Annotated in this window: 21 protein-coding genes, 1 tRNA gene and 1 other annotated feature; of the genes, 12 read left to right on the top strand and 10 right to left on the bottom strand. The window is 45.4% G+C overall.

Annotated elements, in window-relative coordinates; genetic code table 11:
* Position 1: 1 nt before the first annotated feature.
* From MSG38_RS13980 to uvrY, 4 genes are all read right to left on the bottom strand, one after another.
* A tRNA-Cys gene (locus MSG38_RS13980) sits at positions 2 to 75 on the bottom strand.
* Positions 76 to 341: 266 nt separating this feature from the next.
* Positions 342 to 899, bottom strand: coding sequence for a CDP-diacylglycerol--glycerol-3-phosphate 3-phosphatidyltransferase (gene pgsA, locus MSG38_RS13975; protein WP_017061490.1), 558 nt, complete (start codon positions 897 to 899; stop codon positions 342 to 344).
* Between the two features lie 46 nt (positions 900 to 945).
* Positions 946 to 2,778 carry an excinuclease ABC subunit UvrC gene (gene uvrC / locus MSG38_RS13970; RefSeq protein ID WP_248402017.1) on the bottom strand — a complete coding sequence of 611 codons (1,833 nt, stop codon included), beginning with the start codon at positions 2,776 to 2,778 and terminating at the stop codon, positions 946 to 948.
* Positions 2,779 to 2,793: 15 nt separating this feature from the next.
* Complete coding sequence (uvrY, locus tag MSG38_RS13965) at positions 2,794 to 3,438, bottom strand: UvrY/SirA/GacA family response regulator transcription factor (protein WP_004729778.1); 645 nt, start codon at positions 3,436 to 3,438, stop codon at positions 2,794 to 2,796.
* A 426-nt stretch (positions 3,439 to 3,864) separates the two neighbouring features.
* On the opposite strand from uvrY, the gene MSG38_RS13960 reads away from it, so the two are divergent.
* A complete protein-coding gene (locus MSG38_RS13960; protein ID WP_248402016.1) occupies positions 3,865 to 6,228 on the top strand; it encodes a DNA polymerase II in 2,364 nt (787 codons plus the stop codon).
* 92 nt (positions 6,229 to 6,320) lie between these two features.
* On the opposite strand, the gene MSG38_RS13955 is transcribed toward MSG38_RS13960, so the two are convergent.
* Positions 6,321 to 7,088 (bottom strand): nucleotidyltransferase, encoded by a 768-nt coding sequence (locus MSG38_RS13955; RefSeq protein WP_052879069.1) that lies wholly within the window; start codon positions 7,086 to 7,088, stop codon positions 6,321 to 6,323.
* A gap of 137 nt (positions 7,089 to 7,225) precedes the next feature.
* On the opposite strand from MSG38_RS13955, the gene yeiP reads away from it, so the two are divergent.
* The 3 genes from yeiP to MSG38_RS13940 all read left to right on the top strand — a co-directional run bounded on the left by yeiP (position 7,226) and on the right by MSG38_RS13940 (position 8,765).
* On the top strand, positions 7,226 to 7,795 hold the full coding sequence (gene yeiP, locus MSG38_RS13950) for an elongation factor P-like protein YeiP (RefSeq protein ID WP_050651475.1): 570 nt from the start codon (positions 7,226 to 7,228) through the stop codon (positions 7,793 to 7,795).
* Between the two features lie 10 nt (positions 7,796 to 7,805).
* Positions 7,806 to 8,135 carry an HI1450 family dsDNA-mimic protein gene (locus tag MSG38_RS13945; RefSeq protein ID WP_004741258.1) on the top strand — a complete coding sequence of 110 codons (330 nt, stop codon included), beginning with the start codon at positions 7,806 to 7,808 and terminating at the stop codon, positions 8,133 to 8,135.
* 147 nt (positions 8,136 to 8,282) lie between these two features.
* Positions 8,283 to 8,765 (top strand): RNA methyltransferase, encoded by a 483-nt coding sequence (locus MSG38_RS13940; protein ID WP_017061495.1) that lies wholly within the window; start codon positions 8,283 to 8,285, stop codon positions 8,763 to 8,765.
* Between the two features lie 219 nt (positions 8,766 to 8,984).
* Here the strand turns inward: MSG38_RS13940 and rluB are convergent, their stop codons facing one another.
* The 3 genes from rluB to MSG38_RS13925 all read right to left on the bottom strand — a co-directional run bounded on the left by rluB (position 8,985) and on the right by MSG38_RS13925 (position 11,716).
* Complete coding sequence (gene rluB / locus MSG38_RS13935) at positions 8,985 to 10,019, bottom strand: 23S rRNA pseudouridine(2605) synthase RluB (RefSeq protein WP_017055112.1); 1,035 nt, start codon at positions 10,017 to 10,019, stop codon at positions 8,985 to 8,987.
* A 159-nt stretch (positions 10,020 to 10,178) separates the two neighbouring features.
* A complete protein-coding gene (locus MSG38_RS13930; RefSeq protein ID WP_009848751.1) occupies positions 10,179 to 10,799 on the bottom strand; it encodes an L-threonylcarbamoyladenylate synthase in 621 nt (206 codons plus the stop codon).
* Between the two features lie 62 nt (positions 10,800 to 10,861).
* Positions 10,862 to 11,716 (bottom strand): PHP domain-containing protein, encoded by an 855-nt coding sequence (locus tag MSG38_RS13925; RefSeq protein WP_248402015.1) that lies wholly within the window; start codon positions 11,714 to 11,716, stop codon positions 10,862 to 10,864.
* 120 nt (positions 11,717 to 11,836) lie between these two features.
* Here MSG38_RS13925 and MSG38_RS13920 point away from each other — a divergent pair, with 120 nt between their 5' ends.
* The 7 genes from MSG38_RS13920 (at position 11,837) to trpA (ending at position 18,941) form a co-directional block, all read left to right on the top strand.
* A complete protein-coding gene (locus tag MSG38_RS13920; protein WP_009848753.1) occupies positions 11,837 to 11,962 on the top strand; it encodes a trp operon leader peptide in 126 nt (41 codons plus the stop codon).
* Positions 11,909 to 12,023, top strand: a sequence feature (Trp leader region). Its footprint overlaps the gene before it by 54 nt.
* A gap of 125 nt (positions 12,024 to 12,148) precedes the next feature.
* Entirely contained in the window at positions 12,149 to 13,738 is a 1,590-nt protein-coding gene (locus MSG38_RS13915; protein ID WP_061038901.1) for an anthranilate synthase component 1, read from the top strand.
* 2 nt (positions 13,739 to 13,740) lie between these two features.
* On the top strand, positions 13,741 to 14,331 hold the full coding sequence (locus MSG38_RS13910) for an aminodeoxychorismate/anthranilate synthase component II (RefSeq protein ID WP_010438041.1): 591 nt from the start codon (positions 13,741 to 13,743) through the stop codon (positions 14,329 to 14,331).
* Positions 14,332 to 14,340: 9 nt separating this feature from the next.
* The gene (gene trpD, locus MSG38_RS13905; RefSeq protein ID WP_048607239.1) at positions 14,341 to 15,336 is read left to right on the top strand and encodes an anthranilate phosphoribosyltransferase; all 996 of its coding nucleotides are present in this window, start codon (positions 14,341 to 14,343) and stop codon (positions 15,334 to 15,336) included.
* 25 nt (positions 15,337 to 15,361) lie between these two features.
* A complete protein-coding gene (gene trpCF / locus MSG38_RS13900) occupies positions 15,362 to 16,813 on the top strand; it encodes a bifunctional indole-3-glycerol-phosphate synthase TrpC/phosphoribosylanthranilate isomerase TrpF (RefSeq protein ID WP_248402014.1) in 1,452 nt (483 codons plus the stop codon).
* Positions 16,814 to 16,944: 131 nt separating this feature from the next.
* Complete coding sequence (gene trpB, locus MSG38_RS13895; RefSeq protein WP_048613233.1) at positions 16,945 to 18,135, top strand: tryptophan synthase subunit beta; 1,191 nt, start codon at positions 16,945 to 16,947, stop codon at positions 18,133 to 18,135.
* The gene (gene trpA, locus MSG38_RS13890) at positions 18,135 to 18,941 is read left to right on the top strand and encodes a tryptophan synthase subunit alpha (protein WP_052879066.1); all 807 of its coding nucleotides are present in this window, start codon (positions 18,135 to 18,137) and stop codon (positions 18,939 to 18,941) included. The genes trpB and trpA overlap by 1 nt, the downstream gene beginning before the upstream one ends.
* A gap of 88 nt (positions 18,942 to 19,029) precedes the next feature.
* Here the strand turns inward: trpA and MSG38_RS13885 are convergent, their stop codons facing one another.
* The gene (locus MSG38_RS13885) at positions 19,030 to 19,827 is read right to left on the bottom strand and encodes a slipin family protein (protein WP_048613235.1); all 798 of its coding nucleotides are present in this window, start codon (positions 19,825 to 19,827) and stop codon (positions 19,030 to 19,032) included.
* Between the two features lie 73 nt (positions 19,828 to 19,900).
* Positions 19,901 to 21,307, bottom strand: coding sequence for a nodulation protein NfeD (locus tag MSG38_RS13880; protein ID WP_248402013.1), 1,407 nt, complete (start codon positions 21,305 to 21,307; stop codon positions 19,901 to 19,903).
* Between the two features lie 408 nt (positions 21,308 to 21,715).
* Between MSG38_RS13880 and MSG38_RS13875 the strand changes: the two genes are divergently transcribed.
* Entirely contained in the window at positions 21,716 to 23,035 is a 1,320-nt protein-coding gene (locus MSG38_RS13875) for a dicarboxylate/amino acid:cation symporter (protein ID WP_321163247.1), read from the top strand.
* The last annotated feature ends 102 nt before the right edge of the window (positions 23,036 to 23,137 follow it).

The raw sequence follows: 23,137 nt of genomic DNA, 5'->3' as shown, positions 1-23,137 counted from the left end.
ATGGAGGCGCCTCCCGGAGTCGAACCGAGGTCCACGGATTTGCAATCCGCTGCATAGCCACTCTGCCAAGGCGCCTTAGTAACTCCAATCGAATCGCTCATTGCCATCCTCTTGGGTACGGGATGCATTCTACGGATTCAGACGATTGAGTCAATATTATTTTTGTATTTTTAATTCGTTTGAATAGATTTCATACGAAACAGGCCAAATAGCTGACTTTATGTTCAAAACACACTGTGAGCGGGTTATTCAAAGGAGATCTATATCACATTAGATATCCACTATTGATAACTTAACCTTAGGTTAAAGATCAAAAAAGCGAGCCTCGGCTCGCTTCTTCATCAATGATGTTTTTCGTCTAACAAATCGTCTTTGGCGGCCATCAAGTATTGTGCCATTGACCAGTAAGTAAGTACGGTTGCGACATAGAGCGCAATGTATCCGACCCATACCATCCAATCGTCGTAGCGCCAGATAAGTACCCAAAGGGCGAACATCTGAGAAACCGTTTTTACTTTACCAACCCAAGATACCGCAACACTTGCACGTTTACCGATTTCAGCCATCCATTCACGAAGCGCTGAGATGATGATCTCACGAGCAATCATGGTCACCGCTGGGATAGTTATCCAAATCGAGTGGTAATGCTCAGTAATCAGGATAAGAGCCGTAGCGACCAACACTTTGTCAGCCACAGGGTCAATGAAGGCACCAAAGCGAGACGTTTGCCCTAACTTACGAGCTAGCATGCCATCTAGCCAGTCAGTGAAACCTGCTACCCAAAACACCATCGCAGCAGCGAAAGGAGCCCATTGATAAGGTAGATAGAAAACGACAACGAATACTGGGATCAAAAATAGTCTCAGTAAGGACAAAATGTTAGGTATATTCAAACGCATATTATTGGGCTCTTATTAATTGCGCTTTAATGGTGCGGGATTTTTACTATTGTTTCAATGCTTGATAAATGTTTTCTGCCAAAGAATGACTAATGCCCGGCACTTTGGTTATTTCTTCGACAGTTGCACGCTTAAGTTCTTGTAAGCCACCCATATATTTCAGCAAAGCTTGACGACGTTTAGGCCCTACCCCTTCAATTCCTTCCAAAGCACTGGTTCTGCGCGTTTTACCACGTTTCGCCCTGTGTCCTGCAATCGCATGATTATGGCTTTCATCACGAATGTGTTGGATAAGGTGCAGTGCTGGCGCATCGCTAGGCAAATTAAACTCTTCACCTTCAAGGGTTACTAAGGTTTCTAAACCCGGTTTACGCGTTACCCCTTTCGCTATACCCATCATTCTTGGTCTAAACGGCCAATCTCCCCAATATTTAGAAATGATCTCATGAGCGCGGTTTAGCTGACCTTTACCACCATCGATAAAGATGATGTCTGGGATCTTGTCGACATCGAGTTGCTTCGAATAACGTCTCTCAAGCGCCTGAGCCATCGCTGCGTAATCATCGCCGCCTGTAATACCTGTGATGTTGTAACGACGGTACTCCGGTTTCACCGGACCTTCTTGATTGAATACCACACACGACGCAATCGTGCTTTCACCCATGGTATGACTGATATCGAAACATTCCATACGCTTGATAGCATCCATCGACAGCACTTCTTGAAGCTCTTTGAAGCGCTGATTAATCGTCATCTTGTGATTAATCTTGGTGGTAATAGCCGTCAATGCATTGGTATTCGACAATTTAAGGTAACGACCTCGAGTACCAGAGGGGTTGGTATTGAAGTGAATATTACGACCCGCCACTTCACACAAGGCTTCTTGAATCGGTGTAACATCTTCCATCAAATCGGCATTGAGAATCAAACGAGTTGGGATGGTTCTTGCTTCATTATGCGCAAGATAGTATTGGCTTAAAAAGCTCGAAAAGACCTCTTCTCGCACCGTATTGTTTGGAATCTTAGGAAAGTGGCTTCGGCTACCTAAGACTTTGCCTTGGCGAATCATCAAGATATGAATACACGCTACGCCATTCTCTTGAGCAAAGCCCAACACGTCCATATCTTCCATTGAATCGTCAGATACATACTGTTGTTCTTGCACACGTCGAATCGCTTGGATTTGGTCACGGAAAGCGGCAGCTTGTTCAAAGCGAAGCTCTCGGCTTGCTGTGTCCATCTTTTCGATGAGCGTCTCAAGGACTAATTTGTCCTTCCCTTGCAGGAATAGACGAACGTAGTCGATAAGTTCACTGTACTCTTCATCAGAGATGATTGAGCTGACACAAGGCGCAGCACAACGACCAATCTGATACATCAAGCACGGGCGCGTTCTGTTGGCATAAACGGTGTCTTCACACTGGCGGGCAGGGAAAATCTTTTGGATTAGGTGTAGCGTCTCACGCACAGCACCGGAATCAGGGTAAGGACCAAAGTATTCGCCCTTTTTCTTCTTAGCACCACGGTGCATCGACAAACGAGGATGCTTGTGACCGCTAATAAAAATATAAGGGTACGACTTATCATCACGCAAAAGTACGTTGTATTTAGGCAAGTACTGCTTGATGTAGTTGTGCTCAAGAATGAGCGCTTCTGTTTCCGTGTGCGTTACAGTGACATCGATCTTGTCAATATTACTGACTAGAGCGCGTGTTTTTTCACTGTCGACTTTTTTACGGAAATAACTGGAAAGGCGTTTTTTGAGGTTCTTAGCTTTACCGACGTAAATAACGACAGCCTCGGCGTTATACATTCGATAAACGCCGGGCTGCTCTGTTACTGTCTTGAGGAATGAGACTGAGTCAAACAAGTTGGTCACTATACGATCTCAGTGTTAAAGGGTCTCAGTGTCTAACATTCCATGTCTAATCGCTAAATGCGTCAGCTCTACATCGCCACTGATATCCAGCTTACTGAACAAGCGGTAGCGGTAACTGTTGACTGTTTTAGGACTTAGATTGAGTTGTTCTGAAATATCCGTCACTTTCTGACCTTTAGTAATCATCATCATGATTTGAAGTTCACGTTCAGATAAGTCTGCGAATGGATTTTCAGACGCAGGCGAGAATTGGCTCAAAGCCATCTGCTGCGCAATTTCTGGTGAAATGTATCGTTGGCCACTATTAACCACTCGAATTGCATTTACCATTTCGTCCGGACCTGCCCCTTTAGTAAGGTAACCAGCAGCTCCAGCTTGCATCACTTTAGTTGGAAACGGATTTTCCGTATGAACAGTTAAAACGATGATTTTAACATCAGGGTTGAAACGCAAGATTTTCTTGGTTGCTTCTAAGCCACCAATACCAGGCATATTCATATCCATCAAAATAACGTCAGTATTGTTAGTACGACACCATTTTGCAGCATCTTCACCGCTTTCAGCTTCCCCTGCTACGTTCATTCCACGGACGTCTTCAATAATACGTCGTATCCCTGTGCGAACCAGCTCGTGATCATCTACAAGGAAAACATTTATCAAACTTGTATCTCCACACTATTAATTGGCTCTGCAACCACTGTGTCATTTCATCTGTTTGAAACAATTGAACAAAGGAACAGTGGATCGCAGCATTGAGTACATCTTAACTTAATTACTAAAAAAAAGCTCTGTTGAATATGTGCTGAAACACGAACTTTAGCAAGTACTTATTAACAAATAAGCTAACTAAAACAACAAGCTTTTTCTAAAAATCAACCAGTTAAAACAACACCCAATAAAATTACATAAGATAAAGATATTTTCAATACCATTGAATAACCATTCGCGACAATTTCACTTATTTGCTTATAGAGTCCCGTTATTCGCCTCTACTAACTAGAATTTAGTTAGTATTTTTACTGCCTATTGTGCGCTGAGGGTCGCTAGATGGTAGTATTCGATTCCCCATTTCAATAGGTTACTACATTGGATATTCAGCAAGGCTTTGTACTCACAAGACAAGCAAGAGATTTTTCAGGGCGCACACAAATCGACTTGTGGTTAAGCACCCCTCAAGGCCCTACTCTGCTGACGATTCAAAATGAAAAACCGGTATTTTTTGTTGCTCAATCTGACGTTGAAGCATGTCAGGTAATCGCAGCGAAAGAGTCGATCGATTGCCAATTTAAGCCTCTAGAATTAGCCACATTCGAGCAAACACCTCTCGCCGCGTGTTACACCTCACTGTCGAGAAGTAACTTTGGTTTAGCGCAAGCCTTTCACAACGAAGAAATCCAAACCTTTGAAAGCGATATTCGACTCGCCGATCGATTCTTGATGGAACGTTTTATCAAGGGAAGTATTGAGTTCACTGGGTCTGCAACGCAAAAAAATCAGCATCGCCGAGTCTCAAACGCAAAATGCCGAGCAGGTGGTTACTTACCCAGTCTATCTGTGGTCTCGCTTGATATTGAGTGTTCGGAAAAAGGCGTGCTTTATTCAATTGGCCTAGACAGTCCGATGGACAGCCGAGTGATCATGGTCGGCGAAGCACAACAAGCTGAAACCAATATCCAATGGGTTGCCAACGAGAAAGCGCTACTTGAAGCCATGATAGCTTGGTTCTCTGAATTTGATCCTGACATCATCATTGGTTGGAACGTTATCGACTTCGATTTTAGGCTACTGCACAAACGTTCAGAATGGAACGAAGTGAAGCTCAACATCGGCAGAGACAACCAACCGAGCTTTTTTCGCAGTTCTGCGCAAAATCAGCAAGGTTTTATCACGATTCCTGGGCGCGTTGTCTTGGATGGTATTGATATGCTCAAGACAGCGACCTACCACTTCCGTTCTTGGTCGCTTGAGTCGGTATCGCAAGAGCTGCTTGGTGAAGGCAAAGACATCCATAACGTTCACGACCGTATGGATGAGATAAACCGAATGTTTAAGTTTGATAAACCTTCGCTCGCCAAGTACAACCTTCAAGACTGCGTGCTAGTAAACCGTATCTTCGAACACACTCACCTACTCGACTTCGCGATTGAGCGCTCTCGATTAACCGGTGTAGAGCTGGATCGCGTTGGTGGGTCTGTTGCGGCCTTTACTAACTTATATCTGCCTCAAATCCACAGAGCGGGTTATGTCGCACCGAACTTAGAGCCAGAGAATTGGATTGCGAGCCCCGGTGGTTATGTGATGGATTCGATTCCTAATCTGTACGACTCGGTTTTGGTACTCGATTTTAAGAGCCTGTATCCATCGATCATTCGCTCGTTTCTAATTGACCCTATGGGGCTTATTGAAGGGTTGAAGCTAGAACTAGGCCCAGCAGAAGACCAAGCCGTTGATGGCTTTCGAGGCGGTCAATTCCATCGCTCTAAGCACTTTCTGCCTGAGATGATCGAGAACTTGTGGGCTGCTCGTGATGTTGCAAAGAAGAACAACGAAAAGGCATTCTCTCAAGCCATTAAAATCATCATGAACTCGTTTTATGGTGTGTTAGGTTCATCTGGTTGTCGCTTCTTTGATACTCGCCTGGCCTCATCGATCACCATGCGGGGGCATGAGATCATGAAGCAGACCAAAGTGCTTATCGAGGACAAAGGCTATCAAGTTATCTACGGCGATACCGATTCAACCTTCGTGTCTCTGAATGGCAGTTATGATCAGCAAAAAGCCGACGAGATCGGGAATGAACTGGTCGCTTACATAAACGATTGGTGGATGAATCATCTCAAAGAGACCCATAACCTAACCTCGATACTTGAATTGGAATACGAGACTCACTATCGCAAGTTCCTGATGCCAACCATTCGAGGTTCAGAAACTGGCTCGAAGAAGCGCTATGCCGGTTTAATCAATCAAGGCGACCAAGAGAAAATAATCTTCAAAGGGCTTGAGAGTGCGCGAACAGACTGGACGCCGTTAGCACAACAGTTCCAACAAACCCTGTATGAGATGGTGTTTCACGACCAAGACCCTACTGACTATGTCAGACAGTTTGTTGATGAAACCTCTGCTGGCAAGCATGATGATTTATTGGTGTATCAAAAGCGCTTACGCCGCAAATTACATGAATACCAAAAGAATATTCCGCCGCAGGTTCGCGCAGCTCGAATGGCCGATGAGATCAATGCTCAGTTAGGACGCCCTCTTCAATACCAAAACAAAGGACGTATTGAGTATTTGATTACTCTGAGTGGCCCTGAGCCAAAGGAGTACTTGAAGAGTGGTATCGACTATCAGCACTATATCGACAAGCAGATTAAACCGGTCGCAGAGGCAATCCTGCCCTTCATCGGTTTAGATTTTGAAAGAGTCAGTGGGCAGCAGTTGGGGTTGTTCTAGCACTATTTTAATATGCCCTTTAAACGAAAAAAGCAGAGACATGCTCTTCAGCACGATCTGCTTTTTAGTATCAATTAACCAGTTATAAACCTCTATCCAATTCTGAATTCGGTTTTCTGATACTGCTTAATCAACCACTCACCAAAGCCATCAAGAATACCGATAACCGAACGTTTCGGAATCGCTCTTCCAGAAAGTAAGATGCCCAGTCGTTGAATTTCAACTTCCCTATCAGGGTGATACTTCAAGAACTGTTGACCACATTCGACAGGATCATCAAACCAATACTTATCGCGGTACATCACCAAAGAGTAGCTCGCTCTTAGCAGCTTCTTGGCAATGATTACTTGCGCGGCCACTTGTTGTTCTGGCGTCGTTGCTCGTGCGATCTTGTTGCGATACACCGCTAACCAGTTTTCAGCATCCATATTCCAGTGCTTAGCAATTTCCCAACTCGTTTCAAAATCACCATAGCAATCCGATAAATCTTCACCATGCACACACACGGCCAAATGCTTGAGCATAAAGCCCCATGTGAAGATGTTGTCGAAATCGACTATCTCACTCACTAAGGTGGTTTTGATTGCAACTTGAGTGACCTGCGGGAAGCTCTTTTGGAAACGCCATTTGATGGTGTTCAACAAAGTGGTTCGTTGGTCAGGAAACGGTCGATGGGTCACCACAACCACATCTAGATTGGAGCGACCGACAACGGCTTGCTTGCGTGCCACACTGCCATAGATATAAATACTGTGCAGATTAGATCCTAATCCACCTTTTAGAAAGGTAATCAGATCGTTAACCACAGGTTGAAATTCAGGTTGAAAAGGCTGTGTTGGGTCAATAACAGGTAGCTGCATAGGTCGTTTCGGTAAATAAAATAATGATTTAACTATAACTCTATGATCGCCTAGGTGACTTTATGATTCAAGCTATTCCTATTTATAGCATCTCCGAGATATAATCAGCGGATAGACCCACTAAGGACAAACACAAAATGCCTAGAGCAAGTGAAATTAAAAAAGGTTTTGCGATCGACGTTGATGGTAAAACAGTACTAGTTAAAGATATCGAAGTAACAACACCGGGTGGCCGTGGCGGTCAAAAGATTTACCGCTTCCGTGGTAGCGATGTAGCAACTGGCGTTAAAACTGAAGTTCGCCACAAGGCTGACGAAATCGTTGAAACTATCGACGTAACTAAGCGTGCAGTAATGTTCTCTTACGTTGACGGCAACGAGTACATCTTCATGGATAACGAAGATTACACACAATTCATCTTCAACGGTGAAACAATCGAAGACGAACTACTGTTCATCAACGAAGAAACTCAAGGCATGTACGCGATTCTTATCGACGGCAATGCAGCAACACTTGAGCTACCGACTTCAGTTGAGCTTGTTATCGAAGAAACTGACCCTTCAATCAAAGGTGCATCAGCGTCTGCTCGTACTAAGCCAGCTCGTCTGTCTACAGGCCTTACTGTTCAAGTTCCTGAGTACATCGCAACTGGCGACAAAGTTGTTGTGAACACAGCTGAACGTAAATACATGAACCGCGCAAGCTAAGATACTTATTATGACCGAAGCTAACGACCTAATGTCTTACGACGATGCAATTGATACTGCATACGACATCTTTCTTGAGATGGCACCTGATAATCTTGAACCTGCAGACGTGATTCTATTCACAGCTCAGTTTGAAGATCGTGGTGCTGCAGAACTTGTTGAAACTGGCGATGATTGGGTTGAACATGTTGGCTTTGAAGTCGACAAAGAAATCTACGCTGAAGTGCGCATTGGTCTTGTGAATGAAGCTGATGACGTTCTAGACGACGTATTTGCTCGCATGCTAATCAGCCGTGACCCAGAACATAAGTTCTGTCACATGCTGTGGAAACGCGACTAATACCGCTGTTGACGCTCATCTGCATGAGTAAACAAGTATTCATGTAAACGAGTTAAAAGTTAGCCGAGCCGATTGCTCGGCTATTTTTATCACGCCATTTCTCATCATGATTACTCACTTTCATCATCAACTTTAGATTCACTGATTATGACCAAAGCAAAAACAGACACACAATCAAAAGGCTATGCCTGCATTGGCCTAGTTAACCCAAAGACGCCTGAAAACGTTGGCTCAGTAATGCGAGCTGCTGGCTGCTACGGCGCCAACTCTGTATTTTACACTGGCACACGCTACGACCATGCGCGAAAATTCCATACCGACACCAAAGAAAAGCACCTAGCCCTGCCTTTGATTGGTGTTGAAGAGCTGAAAGATATTATTCCAGTAGGCTGCGTGCCGGTTGCCGTTGATCTGATTGAAGGTGCTAAGCCTCTACCTGATTACAAGCACCCACCACGTGCGTTTTACATTTTTGGCCCAGAAGATGGCACGCTAAAGAAAGAGATCACAGATTTCTGTCGTGAGACGATTTACGTTCCGACCAACGGCTGTATGAATCTAGCGGCATCAGTGAATGTAGTGCTTTACGACCGACTGGCGAAAGGCGATAACTTCTCGAATCATAAGTAAATAGAACGATATACGAAAAAATTTATAGATACGCGTAAACGAGATAAGAGATACGAAGAGCACGGTTACTGCCGGTTATGGCAGTATGTTTTCGATACTCGGTTACTCGTATCTCGCATCTTTTATTTCTTCTAGACGTAAAAAAACCTGCTCAATGAGCAGGTTTTTTAGTATTCAGTGCTTTTAGCTAATGAAGCGTTAAGTTAAGAACTCGCGTAATTACTGACGCGTTCTTGGCTTAGCTGGTTTAGCCGGGCGACCGTTGTTCAGTTTAGGCTTACTCTTGTTAGCCTGAGGCTTGCCTTTGTTTGCAGCTGGAGCGCTACGACCTGAATCAGGTGTTGTAGTACCGCGAGTTGCAGGCTTCTTGCGCTTAGTTTGGTTGCTACGGCCTTTTGGTGCGTTTGCACGCTCTTCGTGACGCTTAACAGCGCGACGAATTTTTTGGCTACGAGAACGCTCACGCTTACGAGAAGTGTTTGAAGGATCAAGATCCAACAGTGTCTCTTTCTCAGGCTTAAGCTCAACAAGCTCACGCAGGTAGTTAACTTCTTGAAGATCTAGCTCTTTCCAACCGCCACGAGGCAATTTCTTATCAAGGTAGATATCACCGTAACGTACACGTTTCAGGCGGCTTACTGTTGTTTCTTGTGATTCCCAAAGACGACGAACCTCACGGTTACGACCTTCGTTAATCGCTACGTAGAAAGTATGGTTCATACCTTCACCACCAGCGTAAACCACATCTTCAAAACGAGCCATGCCGTCTTCTAGTTGTACGCCACGAGTAACGTTTTTAACTTTTTGCTCGGTCACTTCACCGAATACACGTACTAGGTACTCACGTTCAACCTGACGGCTTGGGTGCATTAGACGGTTTGCAAGCTCACCATCAGTAGTGAAAAGCAAAAGGCCTGATGTGTTTGCATCAAGACGACCAACTGAAATCCAACGAGAACCACGAATCTTAGGTAGACGATCGAAAACAGTACGGCGGCCTTCAGGATCGTGACGAGTACAAAGCTCACCTTCAGGTTTGTAGTAAGCAAGTACACGACAAACCACTTCTTCAGAAGCCTTGCCTGAAACAGTATGGCCATCGATACGGATCACTGAGTTCTCGTCTTCAAGACGCTCGCCCAGTTTCGCAACTTGACCGTTAACACTTACACGACCAGATTTGATTAAACCTTCTAGTTCACGACGAGAACCGTGACCAGCTCGCGCTAAAACCTTCTGTAATTTTTCGCTCATTTACTCTTTTCTACCTAATTGTCGTCTTCACAGACGTCGAATGAATTTTTCGCGACCAAATCGCGGTCGCGTATTATCGCAAATAACCTGCCAAAAAGCACTTGTTATTTACTGTGGCAGGTTTGCTGTATCGTTACAGACTGTTAATCAGTAAAGCGACTATTCAAACGGTGCAGGATCGCCAGCACCACGACGTAGAACCACGGCATCATCGTCACTGAAGTCAATAACCGTCGTCGGTTGCTCACCTAAGTAACCGCCATTCAAAATCACATCAACCGCATGCTCTAGGCTGTCACGAATTTCTTCTGGATCCGACTCCGTAGTCTCGTTACCCGGCAGAATCAAAGACGTCGACATCAATGGTTCACCCATCGCTTCCAACAGGTCGAGTGCAATCTTGTTGTCTGGGACACGAATACCAATAGTCTTACGCTTGGCGTTCATCAAACGCTTTGGCACTTCTTTGGTTGCTTTAAAGATAAACGTGTAAGCACCTGGTGTATGTGCTTTCAGTAGACGGAAAGCCACGTTATCGACGCGTGCATACAGTGATAATTCAGAAAGATCACGACATAACAAGGTGAAGTTATGCTTGTCATCGATGCGACGAATTTTACAGATACGTTCAAGTGCTTGTTTGTTTTCAAGCTGACAGCCCAGCGCATAACCGGAATCTGTTGGATAAACCACAACGCCGCCATTGCGAATAATCGCAACCGCTTGAGTAATTAAGCGTGCTTGTGGGTTATCTGGGTGTACATAAAAAAACTGGCTCATTGTTGATCCTCGTTATCGAATCTCTCGACTCTATCATCAGAAGGAGCTGGCTCACCTAAAGACTATTCAGATAGTGAAACCGTTTGAAACTCCCAATCTTTCCATACTTCTTCGACCCCAGAAGGTAGCCAGAGATTGCGTCCAAGTTCCATCCACGGAGATGGGTAATGGAAATCACTGCCTTGGGAGGCTAATAGTTTGTATTGTATAGCATAATCCGCGAGTGTGCGTCTTTCTTGTTGCGCTTGCTGAGGTTGAGCGACTTCCATCGCATCCCCTTTCGCTTCAACAAATGCGGCTAGCAGGCGCTTAACCCACTTGGCTGTAAGGCCATATCGCCCAGGGTGAGCGAGTACGGCTTGCCCACCAGCAGCGTGAATAGCCGTAACAGCATCACTCATTGAACACCATGTTGGCGGCACATAACCTGGGTTATTGCGAGTAAGAAACTTTTTAAACACCTGCTGCATGGTTTTTGCGTAGCCGTTATCGACTAACCACTTAGCAAAGTGAGCGCGAGTGATAGGCGCATCACCCGCAATCAATTTAACTTCTTCTAGCACCCCTTCACGAGTCGCTTTCTCAAGACGTTGAGCAATCATCTCTGCACGTCCAATACGGTGTTGCTTCTGTTGCTCAATGAGCGCTTTAAGCTCTGGTGACTCAGGATCAACGTTTAACCCAACAATATGGATATCTTTGTTTTGCCAAACAGTCGAAATCTCAATGCCGTTGATCAGCTGAATAGGAAGGTTGTTCTCAGCAATATAGTTGCGTGCTTCAGCAAGCCCATCAGTCGTGTCATGATCTGTAATCGCTAGCGCTTCGATGTTAAAGCCAAGCGCTCGGTCAATTAGCTCAGGTGGAGTAAGTCGGCCATCTGAGGCTGTTGTATGACTATGTAGATCAATTCTCATATATTCTTTTTCATTGTTTTCAATTTTTATCGTTATATTTGTGTCAACACACTTGACCCGCAAGCGGAAAACTAGTTAACTAGTACACAAATACGAAGTATCACATTTGATAGGTTCACCATGTTACAAGAATTTAACCAAAACCATAAAGATAAAGTTTTAGAACTTTCTTCAGTAGAAGCAAGTTCAGAGCTTAATTGGTGGCGCACTTGGACAAGTTCTTGGTGGGCTAACGTGTACTTCTAGTTAAACAGTTTGTTTATAAAAAAGTTATCACTAAGCCCGCTTTAATAGCGGGCTTTTTAATTTGTCGAACATCTCACATTCAACTGACTAACAAATCATCGAATTGACCATATTCTAGATTGGGTGAAAGGTATCTTTATGCGACTATGTACGGCAGGAAATTTAAAGAATCATAAAGGAGGTCTTGTGAACAAGGCCATTGAAATCAAAAAGCTGGGAACCATTGAGGTCATCAATTCTTCAGTTCCTTACTCGCAAGATCCAACCAGCGTTTTCCATACTTTGTGTGAAAACAAAACTGATAGTCTTTTGTTGGAATCTGCCGAGATTGAATCTAAACAGAACCTGACAAGCCTACTCCTTATCGACTCTGCTGTTCGCATCGTATGTCGCGGACATGAAGTAACCTTTCAAGCATTGACTGAAAACGGTCAAGCGCTTATCGAACATCTCACTCAAAACGTGAAAGCAGAAATTAAATCTGACCTTACTGATAACGTTTTGACGCTGACTTTTATCGAGCCAAGCAACGAATTAGATGAAGACTCACGTTTAAGAGAAGCCTCTTCATTCGATGCACTGCGTTTGGTTCAGCACAGCTTTAAGCAAGACGCAGATAACAAACACGCGCTATTCATGGCGGGTCTATTCGCTTACGACATCGTGGCAAACTTTGAGCCACTCGGTGATGCTGAAGCAACCAACAATTGTCCTGACTTTGTTTTCTACGTAGCTGAAACACTATTGCGTTTCGATCACCAAGAGAACGAAGGCCTACTTCACGCGAGCTTATTTGCTCAAGATGACAGCATCAAAGCGCAATTGACTGACCGTCTAGCCGACATTCAAACTCAGTGTCAGTCACTGAAAGCCATCACAGAAGTAACGCCACTCGACAACGTTGAAGCAGTACCAAGCGTTTCTGATGAAGACTTCTGCCAAACGGTTCGTGATTTAAAAGAGTACGTAGTTAAAGGCGATGTGTTCCAAGTGGTACCTTCACGCCGCTTTACTCTACCTTGCCCTGCTCCACTGGCGGCTTATAAAGAACTCAAACAAAGTAACCCAAGCCCTTACATGTTCTACATGCAAGACGAGCTGTTTACGCTGTTCGGAGCTTCTCCAGAAAGTGCTCTGAAATACGAGACAGAAACCAACCAAATCGAGATTTACCCAATTGCTGGTACTCGTCGTCGTGGTAAGCGCCCAGACGGTCAAATCGATTTCGACCTAGACAGCCGTATCGAACTTGAATTGCGTACCGATAAGAAAGAAAACGCCGAGCACATGATGCTAGTCGACCTAGCACGAAACGATGTTGCGCGTATTGCCGAAGCTGGCACTCGCCACGTAGCAGACTTGCTAAAAGTTGACCGCTACAGCCATGTAATGCACTTAGTTTCTCGTGTTGTTGGTCAGCTCCGTGAAGACTTAGATGCTCTACACGCTTACCAAGCTTGTATGAACATGGGTACGCTAACGGGCGCACCAAAAATCCGCGCAATGCAGCTTATCCGTGACGTAGAAAAAACACGTCGTGGTAGCTACGGTGGTGCAGTCGGTTATCTAACCGGTGAAGGGACTCTAGATACTTGTATCGTAATTCGTTCTGCTTACGTTGAAGATGGCGTGGCACAAGTACAAGCTGGCGCTGGTGTGGTATTCGATTCAGACCCACAAGCAGAAGCCGATGAAACTCGCGGCAAGGCACAAGCGGTTATCTCTGCGATTCAAGCTGCACATACTAAAAACCTAACAAATAAGAAGGAGTCGTAATCATGGCTGATATTGTATTCATCGATAACTTCGACTCATTCACATACAACCTTGTAGACCAATTTCGTTCATTAGGTCACAGCGTAAAGATTTACCGTAACAACATTCCGGCAAAGGTTGTTGAAGCGGCGATCAACGAACTAGACAACCCTGTTGCACTGCTTTCGCCAGGCCCTGGCGCTCCAGCAGATGCGGGCTGTATGCCAGAGCTGATTCAGCTTCTAAAAGGTAAAGTGCCAATGATTGGTATTTGCTTAGGCCACCAAGCAATTGTTGAAGCCTATGGCGGCACCGTTGCAGGCGCTGGCGAAATCATTCATGGTAAGGTGTCGATGATGGAACACCAAAACCATGCGACTTACCAAGGCTTACCTTCGCCACTGGCTATCGCTCGCTACCACTCTTTAGTGGCAACGCATGTATCTGATAGCTTAACGGTGACAGCTGAAGTCGATGATTTGGTGATGTCAGTGGTTCAAGAACAAGACAAGGTGTGTGGATTCCAATTCCACCCTGAATCAATTATGACGACCTACGGTGCAACGCTTCTAGCAAATGCTATCGAATGGGCTCTTGAGAAAAAGACGATATAGGAAACGATCATGGAACAGATTAATAAACTTTACGAACAGCAGTCTCTTACTCAAGAAGAAAGCCAACAGTTATTTGATGTGATCATCAAGGGTGAACTAGACCCAATCTTGATGGCTTCAGCGCTGACTGCACTAAAGATCAAAGGCGAGACGCCCGATGAGATCGCAGGAGCAGCAAAAGCACTACTTGCGAATGCAAACCCGTTCCCGCGCCCTGATTACGATTTCGCAGACATCGTAGGTACAGGTGGCGACGGTCACAACACCATCAATATCTCGACGACTTCTGCATTTGTTGCAGCAGCGTGTGGCTTAAAAGTCGCGAAGCACGGTAACCGCAGCGTATCGAGCAAATCAGGCTCTTCTGACCTACTGGATTCGTTCGGTATCAACCTAGCGATGACAGCAGAAGATACACGTACGGCTGTTGATGAACTTGGCGTAGCATTCCTATTTGCTCCGCAGTATCACGTTGGTGTACGTCACGCGATGCCGGTTCGTCAAACAATGAAAACGCGCACTATCTTCAATATTCTTGGCCCACTGATTAACCCAGCTCGCCCTAACATCGAGCTAATGGGTGTTTACAGCAAAGAGCTGGTACGCCCTATCGCAGAAACCATGCTGCAAATGGGTATGAAGCGTGCTGCGGTTGTTCACGGTAGCGGCTTAGATGAAGTGGCGATTCACGGCGAGACCATCGTTGCTGAAATTAAAGATGGCGAGATTCACGAGTACACAGTGACACCGGCTGACTTTGGTTTGAACACTCACCCTCTTGAAGCGATTAAGGGCGGCGAGCCAGAAGAGAACAAAGCCATCACAACTGATATCCTGACGGGTAAAGGCACTGATGCTCAAGTTGGCGCAGTGGCAGTCAACGTAGCTCTGCTGATGCGTCTATTTGGTCACGAAGACCTAAAAGCCAACGCACAGCAAGCGATTGACGCAATGAACTCAGGCAAAGCTTACGAGCTTGTACAAAAGCTTGCTGCACACGCCTAACGAACGACGAATTGAGACAAAGAACATGACACAGACTACCGATAAACTGTCGACCCACGTTTCAGTCAAAGAAGCTGAAATGGCGGAAGTATTAGCAAAAATCGTTCGTGATAAATACCAATGGGTTGAAGCACGTAAGCAGACTCAACCATTAGACGAGTTTAAAGCGTCACTAACTGCAACAGACCGCAGCTTTTATGATGCTCTGAGCGGCGAGCAAACGGTTTTCATCACTGAATGTAAAAAGGCATCTCCGTCAAAAGGTCTAATCCGTGACGAGTTTGACCTGGACTACATTGCGTCGGTTTACAACAACCACGCAAACGCGATTTCTGTGCTGACAGACGAGAAGTACTTCCAAGGTGACTTTGAGTTTTTACCTAAGGTTCGCAGCATTGCTAAGCAGCCTATCCTGTGTAAAGACTTCATGGTTGATACCTACCAAGTTTACTTAGCTCGTCATTACTCAGCTGATGCTATCTTGTTGATGCTATCGGTATTGGATGACGAAGAGTACAAAGCGCTGGCAGAAGTCGCTTACTCACTCAACATGGGTGTGTTAACCGAAGTCAGCAACGAAGAAGAACTTCACCGCGCAGTCGCACTAAACGCGAAAGTAATCGGCATTAACAACCGTAACCTTCGTGACCTTTCGACTGATTTGAACCGTACTAAAGAGTTGGCGCCGCTAATTCGCGAACTGGCTCCAAACGCAGTCGTGATTTCAGAGTCTGGCATCTACACACATCAACAAGTTCGTGACCTTTCAACGTTTGCAGATGGCTTCCTAATCGGTAGCTCTCTAATGGCAGAAAAGAACCTTGAACTTGCTGTGCGTAAAGTAACACTGGGTGAAAACAAGGTGTGCGGTTTAACTCACTCTGATGATGCAGCGAAAGCGTATCAAGCTGGTGCGGTATTCGGTGGTCTGATTTTCGTTGAAGCGTCTAAGCGTCATGTGGATATCGAAGCAGCTCGTTTGACTATGAGCGGCGCACCTTTGAACTACGTGGGTGTGTTCCAAAACCATAGCGTTACTGACGTTGCGAAAACGGTTTCTGAGCTAGGCCTGTTCGCTGTGCAATTGCACGGTGATGAATCTCAAGCGTTTGTCGATGAGTTAAAACAGTCACTGCCTGAAAGCGTTGAGATTTGGAAAGCTTACGGTGTTGCTTCTGGTGCTGAAAACGGTGCTGAGAGCTCGCTACCAGAATTACTGGAAAGCAACGTGACTCGTCACCTGCTAGATACTAAAGTGGGTTCTCAAACAGGTGGTACAGGCCAAGTGTTCGATTGGAGCCTAATCAACAACCAAAGCGCAATCATGTTGGCGGGTGGCCTAAACCCAGAAAATGCTAACCAAGCGGCTAAGTTGGGCTGTTTAGGATTAGACCTAAACTCTGGCGTTGAATCCGCTCCAGGTAAAAAAGACGCAGAAAAGCTGCAGCGTGCTTTTGCTGCGATTCGTAATTACTAGTCCAAGCTCGGCGCTAGAAATTAGAAAGCAAAAACTAAAAACATTTTTGTGAGCTTTGCCTTTTGCGAAGCTCAAACAAGATTAAATGACTTGGTGTGAATACACATCAGTAGAATTGAAGGAATAACACAATGGCTAAACTCGATGCCTACTTTGGTGAATACGGTGGTCAATACGTACCGCAGATCCTCGTGCCAGCACTAGACCAACTTGAACAAGCATTTATCGATGCACAAGCCGATCCTGAGTTCCGTAGCGAATTCATGACGCTTCTTCAAGAGTACGCTGGTCGTCCAACGGCGCTAACGCTAGCACGCAACCTAACAAAAGGTACAAAAACAAAACTGTACCTAAAGCGTGAAGATCTACTTCACGGCGGTGCTCACAAGACAAACCAAGTACTTGGTCAAGCATTGCTAGCAAAACGTATGGGCAAGCAGGAAATCATCGCTGAAACTGGCGCAGGCCAACACGGTGTGGCAACAGCTCTAGCTTGTGCTCTATTAGGTCTTAAGTGTCGTGTATACATGGGTGCAAAAGACGTTGAACGTCAAAGCCCGAACGTGTTCCGTATGAAGCTAATGGGCGCAGAGGTTATCCCTGTTCATTCTGGCTCTTCAACGCTAAAAGATGCGTGTAACGAAGCACTTCGTGACTGGTCTGCAACTTATGAAGACGCGCACTACCTACTGGGTACTGCAGCGGGTCCTCACCCATTCCCAACGATTGTTCGTGATTTCCAACGCATGATTGGTGAAGAAACGAAGAACCAGATTCTAGCTCGTGAAGGTCGCCTTCCTGATGCGGTTATCGCTTGTGTCGGCGGTGGTTCAAACGCTATCGGTATGTTCGCTGATTTCATTGAAGAAGAGTCTGTACGCCTAATCGGTGTAGAGCCAGCGGGTAAAGGTATTGATACCGACCAACACGGCGCGCCGCTTAAACACGGTAAAACCGGTATCTTCTTCGGCATGAAAGCGCCACTGATGCAAGATGAGAACGGCCAAGTAGAAGAGTCTTACTCTGTATCTGCAGGTCTAGATTTCCCATCAGTTGGTCCTCAACACGCACACCTAAATGCTATTGGCCGTGCTGAATACGACAACGTGACCGATGACGAAGCACTAGAAGCTTTCCAAGCTATCGCACGTAACGAAGGTATTATCGCAGCGCTAGAGTCGTCTCATGCTTTGGCTCATGCAATCAAAATGGCTCACGACGATCCAGAGAAAGAACAGCTATTAGTCGTTAACTTATCTGGCCGTGGTGACAAAGACATTTTCTCTGTACACGACATTCTTAAAGAGAAAGGAGCATTATAATGGATCGCTATCAATCACTCTTCACTCGCTTAGCTGAAAAGAATCAGGGCGCATTCGTACCATTCGTAACGGTTGGCGATCCTAACCCTGAGCAATCACTTAAGATCATGGAAACTTTGGTTGAAGCGGGTGCAGACGCACTTGAGCTTGGTATCCCATTCTCTGATCCTCTTGCAGATGGCCCAACAATCCAAGGCGCAAATATTCGCGCATTAGATTCAAAAGTAACGCCAGATGTGTGTTTTGACCTAATTGCTCAAATCCGCGCTAAATACCCAGAGCTGCCAATCGGCCTACTGATGTACGCAAACTTGGTGTACGCACGTGGTATCGAGAACTTCTACGAGCGTTGTGCTAATGCAGGTATCGATTCAGTATTGATTGCTGATGTACCAACCAACGAGAGTGGCGAGTTTGTTGCTGCAGCTAAGAAGTTTGGCGTTCACCCAATCTTTATTGCTCCACCAACAGCAAGCGATGAGACGCTTCAATCGGTTTCTGAGCTAGGTGGTGGTTACACTTACCTACTTTCTCGTGCTGGCGTTACGGGTGCAGAAACCAAAGCAAACATGCCTGTGACTGCCCTACTTGATCGTTTGAACAAGTTTGATGCGCCACCAGCACTGCTTGGTTTCGGTATCTCGGCTCCTGAACAAGTGAAAGAAGCAATTGTAGCTGGCGCTGCAGGTGCTATCTCTGGCTCAGCAGTTGTGAAAATCATTGAAAACAACGTTGAACAACCAGAAGCAATGCTTAAAGCACTTGCTGAGTTTGTTACGCCAATGAAAGCGGCTACGCAAAAGTAATCTGCGGTCAATAAATCGAACCAGCGATTCAAATATTAAAAGGCTCCACAACTGTGGAGCCTTTTTTATTGCTTTTCATTTAAGCCAATCACTCATCGGCTTTCATCGCTTTCTTAATCGCTGCCTCATTGAGCGTCGCTTTGATCGGATCGGTTATCTTCTCCACTAAATCGATGGGCATTGGGAAAATGATGGTGGAGGTTCTTTCATTAGCCACCTCGGTTAGCGTTTGCATATATCGCAATTGAATGGCGTTAGGCGCTTGGTTCAGCACTTCGGCCGCTTCGCGTAATTTGGTCGATGCTTCTAACTCACCCGTCGCATGTATCACCTTGGCTCGACGAGAACGTTCCGCCTCGGCTTGTTTAGCAAGCGCTCGCACCATACTGTCATCAAGGTCGACATGTTTAATCTCAACATTAGCAATCTTAATCCCCCAGTTATCGGTGTGTTGATCCAGTATCGATTGCAAATCTCTATTGAGCTCTTCTCGCTCAGACAACAGCTCGTCCAACTCATGTTGACCTAGAACAGAACGTAACGTTGTTTGTGAAAGTTGGCTGGTGGCCTCAAGATAATTCTCAACGTTGTTGATCGCCATCTTCGGATCGAGCACTCGAAAATAGACCACAGCATTGACCTTCACAGACACATTATCTCTGGTGATCAAATCTTGTGTTGGCACATCCAAAACGATAGTTCGTAGATCCACTCGCACAATTTGTTGAATGAAAGGAATGATGATAATCAACCCCGGTCCTTTAACGCCATAAAAGCGCCCAAGGAAGAACACCACTGCCCGCTCATACTCGCGCAGAACTCTGAACATGCTGGCTATCAACAAGATAACGAGCACGATGACAATACCTATAGTGTGTATAAACATAACCGCCCCCTAATGGTAACGATGGTTAAGCAATAATTAATTCAATCAATCAAGTTTGTCCTAACACTCCGCGCTAACTGGGCCTCGGTGGTATCTCATCGGGTAGTGCCTCGACATCCAATAGCAACCCAGTCAGTTTGATCACTCTGATAAGCTGCCCCGCTTGCAGTTCACTGGCGCATCGAGCTTGCCAAATCTCACCTTCAACTAGCACTCGGCCAGCACCCGGGAAACCACTGACAACTTTACCTGTCTCACCAACCACCGCTTCCATCCCTGTAGTCACAGGCTTGTTTCTCACTCGGACTAACATAGAGATAGTTACGACAATAAAGGCAACAGAGAACAAACTGATCCCGATAATTAACGGCAATGCGATTTGATAACCCGGCACTTCGGTGTCCATCAACATGATTGAACCGAGCGTAAACGCAGCAACGCCACCCAAACCGAAAATACCAAAGCTCGGGCTAAAGGCCTCTGCGACCATTAAGGCTATTCCCAATAGAATTAAGGCAAGGCCCGCGTAGCTCACAGGCAACATTTGTAAGGAGTACATCGCTAACAACAAACAGATACCGCCCAATACACCCGGAAAGCCGACTCCAGGGTTATAGAACTCCAGCAACAAACCGTAGATACCAATGAGCATGAGGATGTAAGCGACGTTGGGATTAGTAATCACCGAAAGCAAACTAAAGCGCCAGTCTTGTTCACGCTCAACAAACGCCACATCACTAAGTTGAACTTCCTGATTGATACCGTTGATGGTGATGGTGCGTCCGTTGCTCAGCTCAACCAATTGCTGAAGGTCGCTGGCAATAAAATCGATCACATTAAGTGTGAGTGCGTTCTCTGAGTCCAAACTCGCCGCTTCTCTTACCGCCTTTTCAGCCCACTCTTCATTGCGATTGTGTAGCTTAGCCAAACTGACAATGTAGGCTGCAGCATCGTTGATGACTTTCTTCTCTATCGCAGTGCTGGCTTTTACTTGGTCTGAATTCTCTTGTTTTGTTTCGTCTTGCTCGCTCACTGACGTGTTGTCATCTTTATTAGCATCGTCTTGAGGAGATAATGGATTAGTCGGTGCTTTACCACCACCGAGAGACACAGGTGTGGCTGCGCCCAAATTGGTTCCGGGCGCCATAGAGGCAATGTGGCTAGCAAGTAGAATGTAGGTTCCCGCACTCGCCGCACGTGAGCCAGCAGGCCCAACCCAAGTTGCTATCGGGATCGGTGATGTGGTGATCGATCGGATAATGTCGCGCATCGACGTATCTAACCCGCCGGGCGTGTTCATTTTCAAAATAATGAGCTTTGCTTGCTCATCGTGAGCTTGTTCTATTTCTCTAGTGAGGTAATCACTGGTCGCAGGACCTATTCCTCCATTCACCTCAATCACCCAGACATCATCGGCCTGAGCAAACACAGAGCTGAACAACAGAAGAAACGCAAACAAGTACTTTAATATAAAAGTCATAGCCCCTCTCCTTACAACTGAGATGCTAGATAGACGTTTTATTTAAAGCGCAGAGGTAACATCTTGGTAATAAATAGATACCTTAAGCATAGTTCAGGCTAAATTTCACACAACACGCGTCTTTGAATTAGCTCAAATATCAAGACCAAAAAACACCCGAAAATGAAAACCAAATGTTAACAACGCAAGTAAAATACCAACGCCTCAAATCATTCACGAAACACCCAACAAAAAGGCTTTTATAAACCCTGAAAATATCAGAGCAATAAAAAACAAAAGCAAACGATTGCATCGGTATAGAAAAACAACAAATGACATAAAACCACCTACTTTTCGAGGGCTTTCATCTCTGCTCATATTGATAAATGTAAAGGATACGTGTAAAACTTCTCGCGAAATATTAATCCAATGGTACATCGTACATTGGTGAGTAGTTCTGGGATTTTTATATTTAGTAGCACAGAGGTTATGGAAGTGTTAAAAGAAAAGAGTTTACTAAGCAACATCGGCGTTCAAGTCGTTATTGCAATGATCATCGGTACCCTAGTCGGTGCGATGATGGGTGACAGCGCAACTATGTTCGCTCCACTGGGTGCTATCTTCATCAATTTGATCAAGATGCTGGTTATCCCTCTAGTCGCGGTTGCCCTAATTTCAGGTGCTGCTGGTCTAGGCAACAGCTCATCAGCAGGTAAAGTGGGCGTGACCACTCTAGGTTACTTTGCACTAACGTCTGCACTTGCTGTAGCACTAGCGCTAGTAATGGGTGAAATATTCGAACCAGGTCGTGGTATCGATGTTTCTGGCGTTGAAGGCATGTTCTCTTCTGAATACGCTGCCAAAGGCGAACTTCCAACGTTCTGGGCAACCATAACGGGTATGATCCCAACCAACGTTTTCCAATCACTGAATGAAGCAAACATTCTTCAAATTCTAGTTTTCTGCTTATTCTTCGGTATTGCGATTTCTAAACAAGCGAAAGAGAAACGTGACCCTATCATCAATGGCGTAAACGCGATTGTTGACGCAATGGTTTGGATGATCAACAAGGTTATGATCATTGCACCACTTGGTGTATTCGGCCTAATGGCAGAAGCTGTGGGTACATTCGGTTTTGGCGCACTTATGGTTGTGTTCAAGCTGTTCGTTGTTTACATCGCTGCGATTCTGATCTTCGGCTTTGTTGCTTACCCGCTAATGATTCAAATCTTCACTAAGACTTCTGCTAAGAAGTTCCTAGTGGCAATGAAGAAGCCTCAAGCGGTTGCACTATCAACAGCATCTTCAATGGCGACACTGCCAGTAACAATGGAAACGGTAGAGAAAGAACTTGGCGTTCGTAACTCTACGGCTTCATTCGTTCTGCCTCTTGGTGCGACGATCAACATGTCTGGTAACGCAATTTACTACGGCCTAGTTGCTATCTTCTTCGCACAGCTGTTCAACATCGACCTGTCTATGGGTGCTTACGTTGCTATCATCGTAACGTCGACTCTAGGCGCAGTTGGTCAAGCAGGTGTTCCTGGTCCTTCTTTCCTAGTGGTTGCGGTTCTTCTAGCGGCTGGTATCCCTATCGAAGGTCTACCTCTGTTATTCGCTCTAGACCGTATCTTCGACATGATCCGTACTGCTCTGAACATCACTGGTGATGCAGCATGTGCAGTTATCGTTGACTCTCTAATTGAAGACGAAGCGAAAGAAGCTGAGCTACAAAAACAGCAAGCGTAATATTAAGCGCTAAGTTGGTGGTGACTTGAATTGACACCACCAGCATAAACTAGAAAATCCGAGAGCCTTACAGCCCTCGGATTTTTGTTTTTGGTGTTCTAA

This window comes from Vibrio sp. 1CM24A (assembly GCF_023161725.1).
GTDB classification, from domain to species: Bacteria; Pseudomonadota; Gammaproteobacteria; order Enterobacterales; family Vibrionaceae; genus Vibrio; species Vibrio coralliirubri.
The sequence above is the reverse complement of the archived record's forward strand: the minus strand, read 5'-3'. Positions and strand labels throughout refer to the sequence as shown.

Excerpts from the sequence above, each read along its gene's own strand:
- MSG38_RS13910 (WP_010438041.1), top strand. The coding sequence starts at position 13,741 with ATGGCTGATATTGTATTCATCGATAACTTCGACTCATTCACATACAAC.
- pgsA (WP_017061490.1), bottom strand. The coding sequence starts at position 899 with ATGCGTTTGAATATACCTAACATTTTGTCCTTACTGAGACTATTTTTG.
- trpB (WP_048613233.1), top strand. The coding sequence starts at position 16,945 with ATGGCTAAACTCGATGCCTACTTTGGTGAATACGGTGGTCAATACGTA.
- MSG38_RS13920 (WP_009848753.1), top strand. The coding sequence starts at position 11,837 with ATGTTACAAGAATTTAACCAAAACCATAAAGATAAAGTTTTAGAACTT.
- MSG38_RS13885 (WP_048613235.1), bottom strand. The coding sequence starts at position 19,827 with ATGTTTATACACACTATAGGTATTGTCATCGTGCTCGTTATCTTGTTG.
- MSG38_RS13875 (WP_321163247.1), top strand. The coding sequence starts at position 21,716 with ATGGTACATCGTACATTGGTGAGTAGTTCTGGGATTTTTATATTTAGT.
- trpD (WP_048607239.1), top strand. The coding sequence starts at position 14,341 with ATGGAACAGATTAATAAACTTTACGAACAGCAGTCTCTTACTCAAGAA.
- MSG38_RS13880 (WP_248402013.1), bottom strand. The coding sequence starts at position 21,307 with ATGACTTTTATATTAAAGTACTTGTTTGCGTTTCTTCTGTTGTTCAGC.
- MSG38_RS13955 (WP_052879069.1), bottom strand. The coding sequence starts at position 7,088 with ATGCAGCTACCTGTTATTGACCCAACACAGCCTTTTCAACCTGAATTT.
- trpCF (WP_248402014.1), top strand. The coding sequence starts at position 15,362 with ATGACACAGACTACCGATAAACTGTCGACCCACGTTTCAGTCAAAGAA.
- MSG38_RS13945 (WP_004741258.1), top strand. The coding sequence starts at position 7,806 with ATGACCGAAGCTAACGACCTAATGTCTTACGACGATGCAATTGATACT.
- MSG38_RS13925 (WP_248402015.1), bottom strand. The coding sequence starts at position 11,716 with ATGAGAATTGATCTACATAGTCATACAACAGCCTCAGATGGCCGACTT.
- yeiP (WP_050651475.1), top strand. The coding sequence starts at position 7,226 with ATGCCTAGAGCAAGTGAAATTAAAAAAGGTTTTGCGATCGACGTTGAT.
- MSG38_RS13930 (WP_009848751.1), bottom strand. The coding sequence starts at position 10,799 with ATGAGCCAGTTTTTTTATGTACACCCAGATAACCCACAAGCACGCTTA.
- rluB (WP_017055112.1), bottom strand. The coding sequence starts at position 10,019 with ATGAGCGAAAAATTACAGAAGGTTTTAGCGCGAGCTGGTCACGGTTCT.
- MSG38_RS13940 (WP_017061495.1), top strand. The coding sequence starts at position 8,283 with ATGACCAAAGCAAAAACAGACACACAATCAAAAGGCTATGCCTGCATT.
- trpA (WP_052879066.1), top strand. The coding sequence starts at position 18,135 with ATGGATCGCTATCAATCACTCTTCACTCGCTTAGCTGAAAAGAATCAG.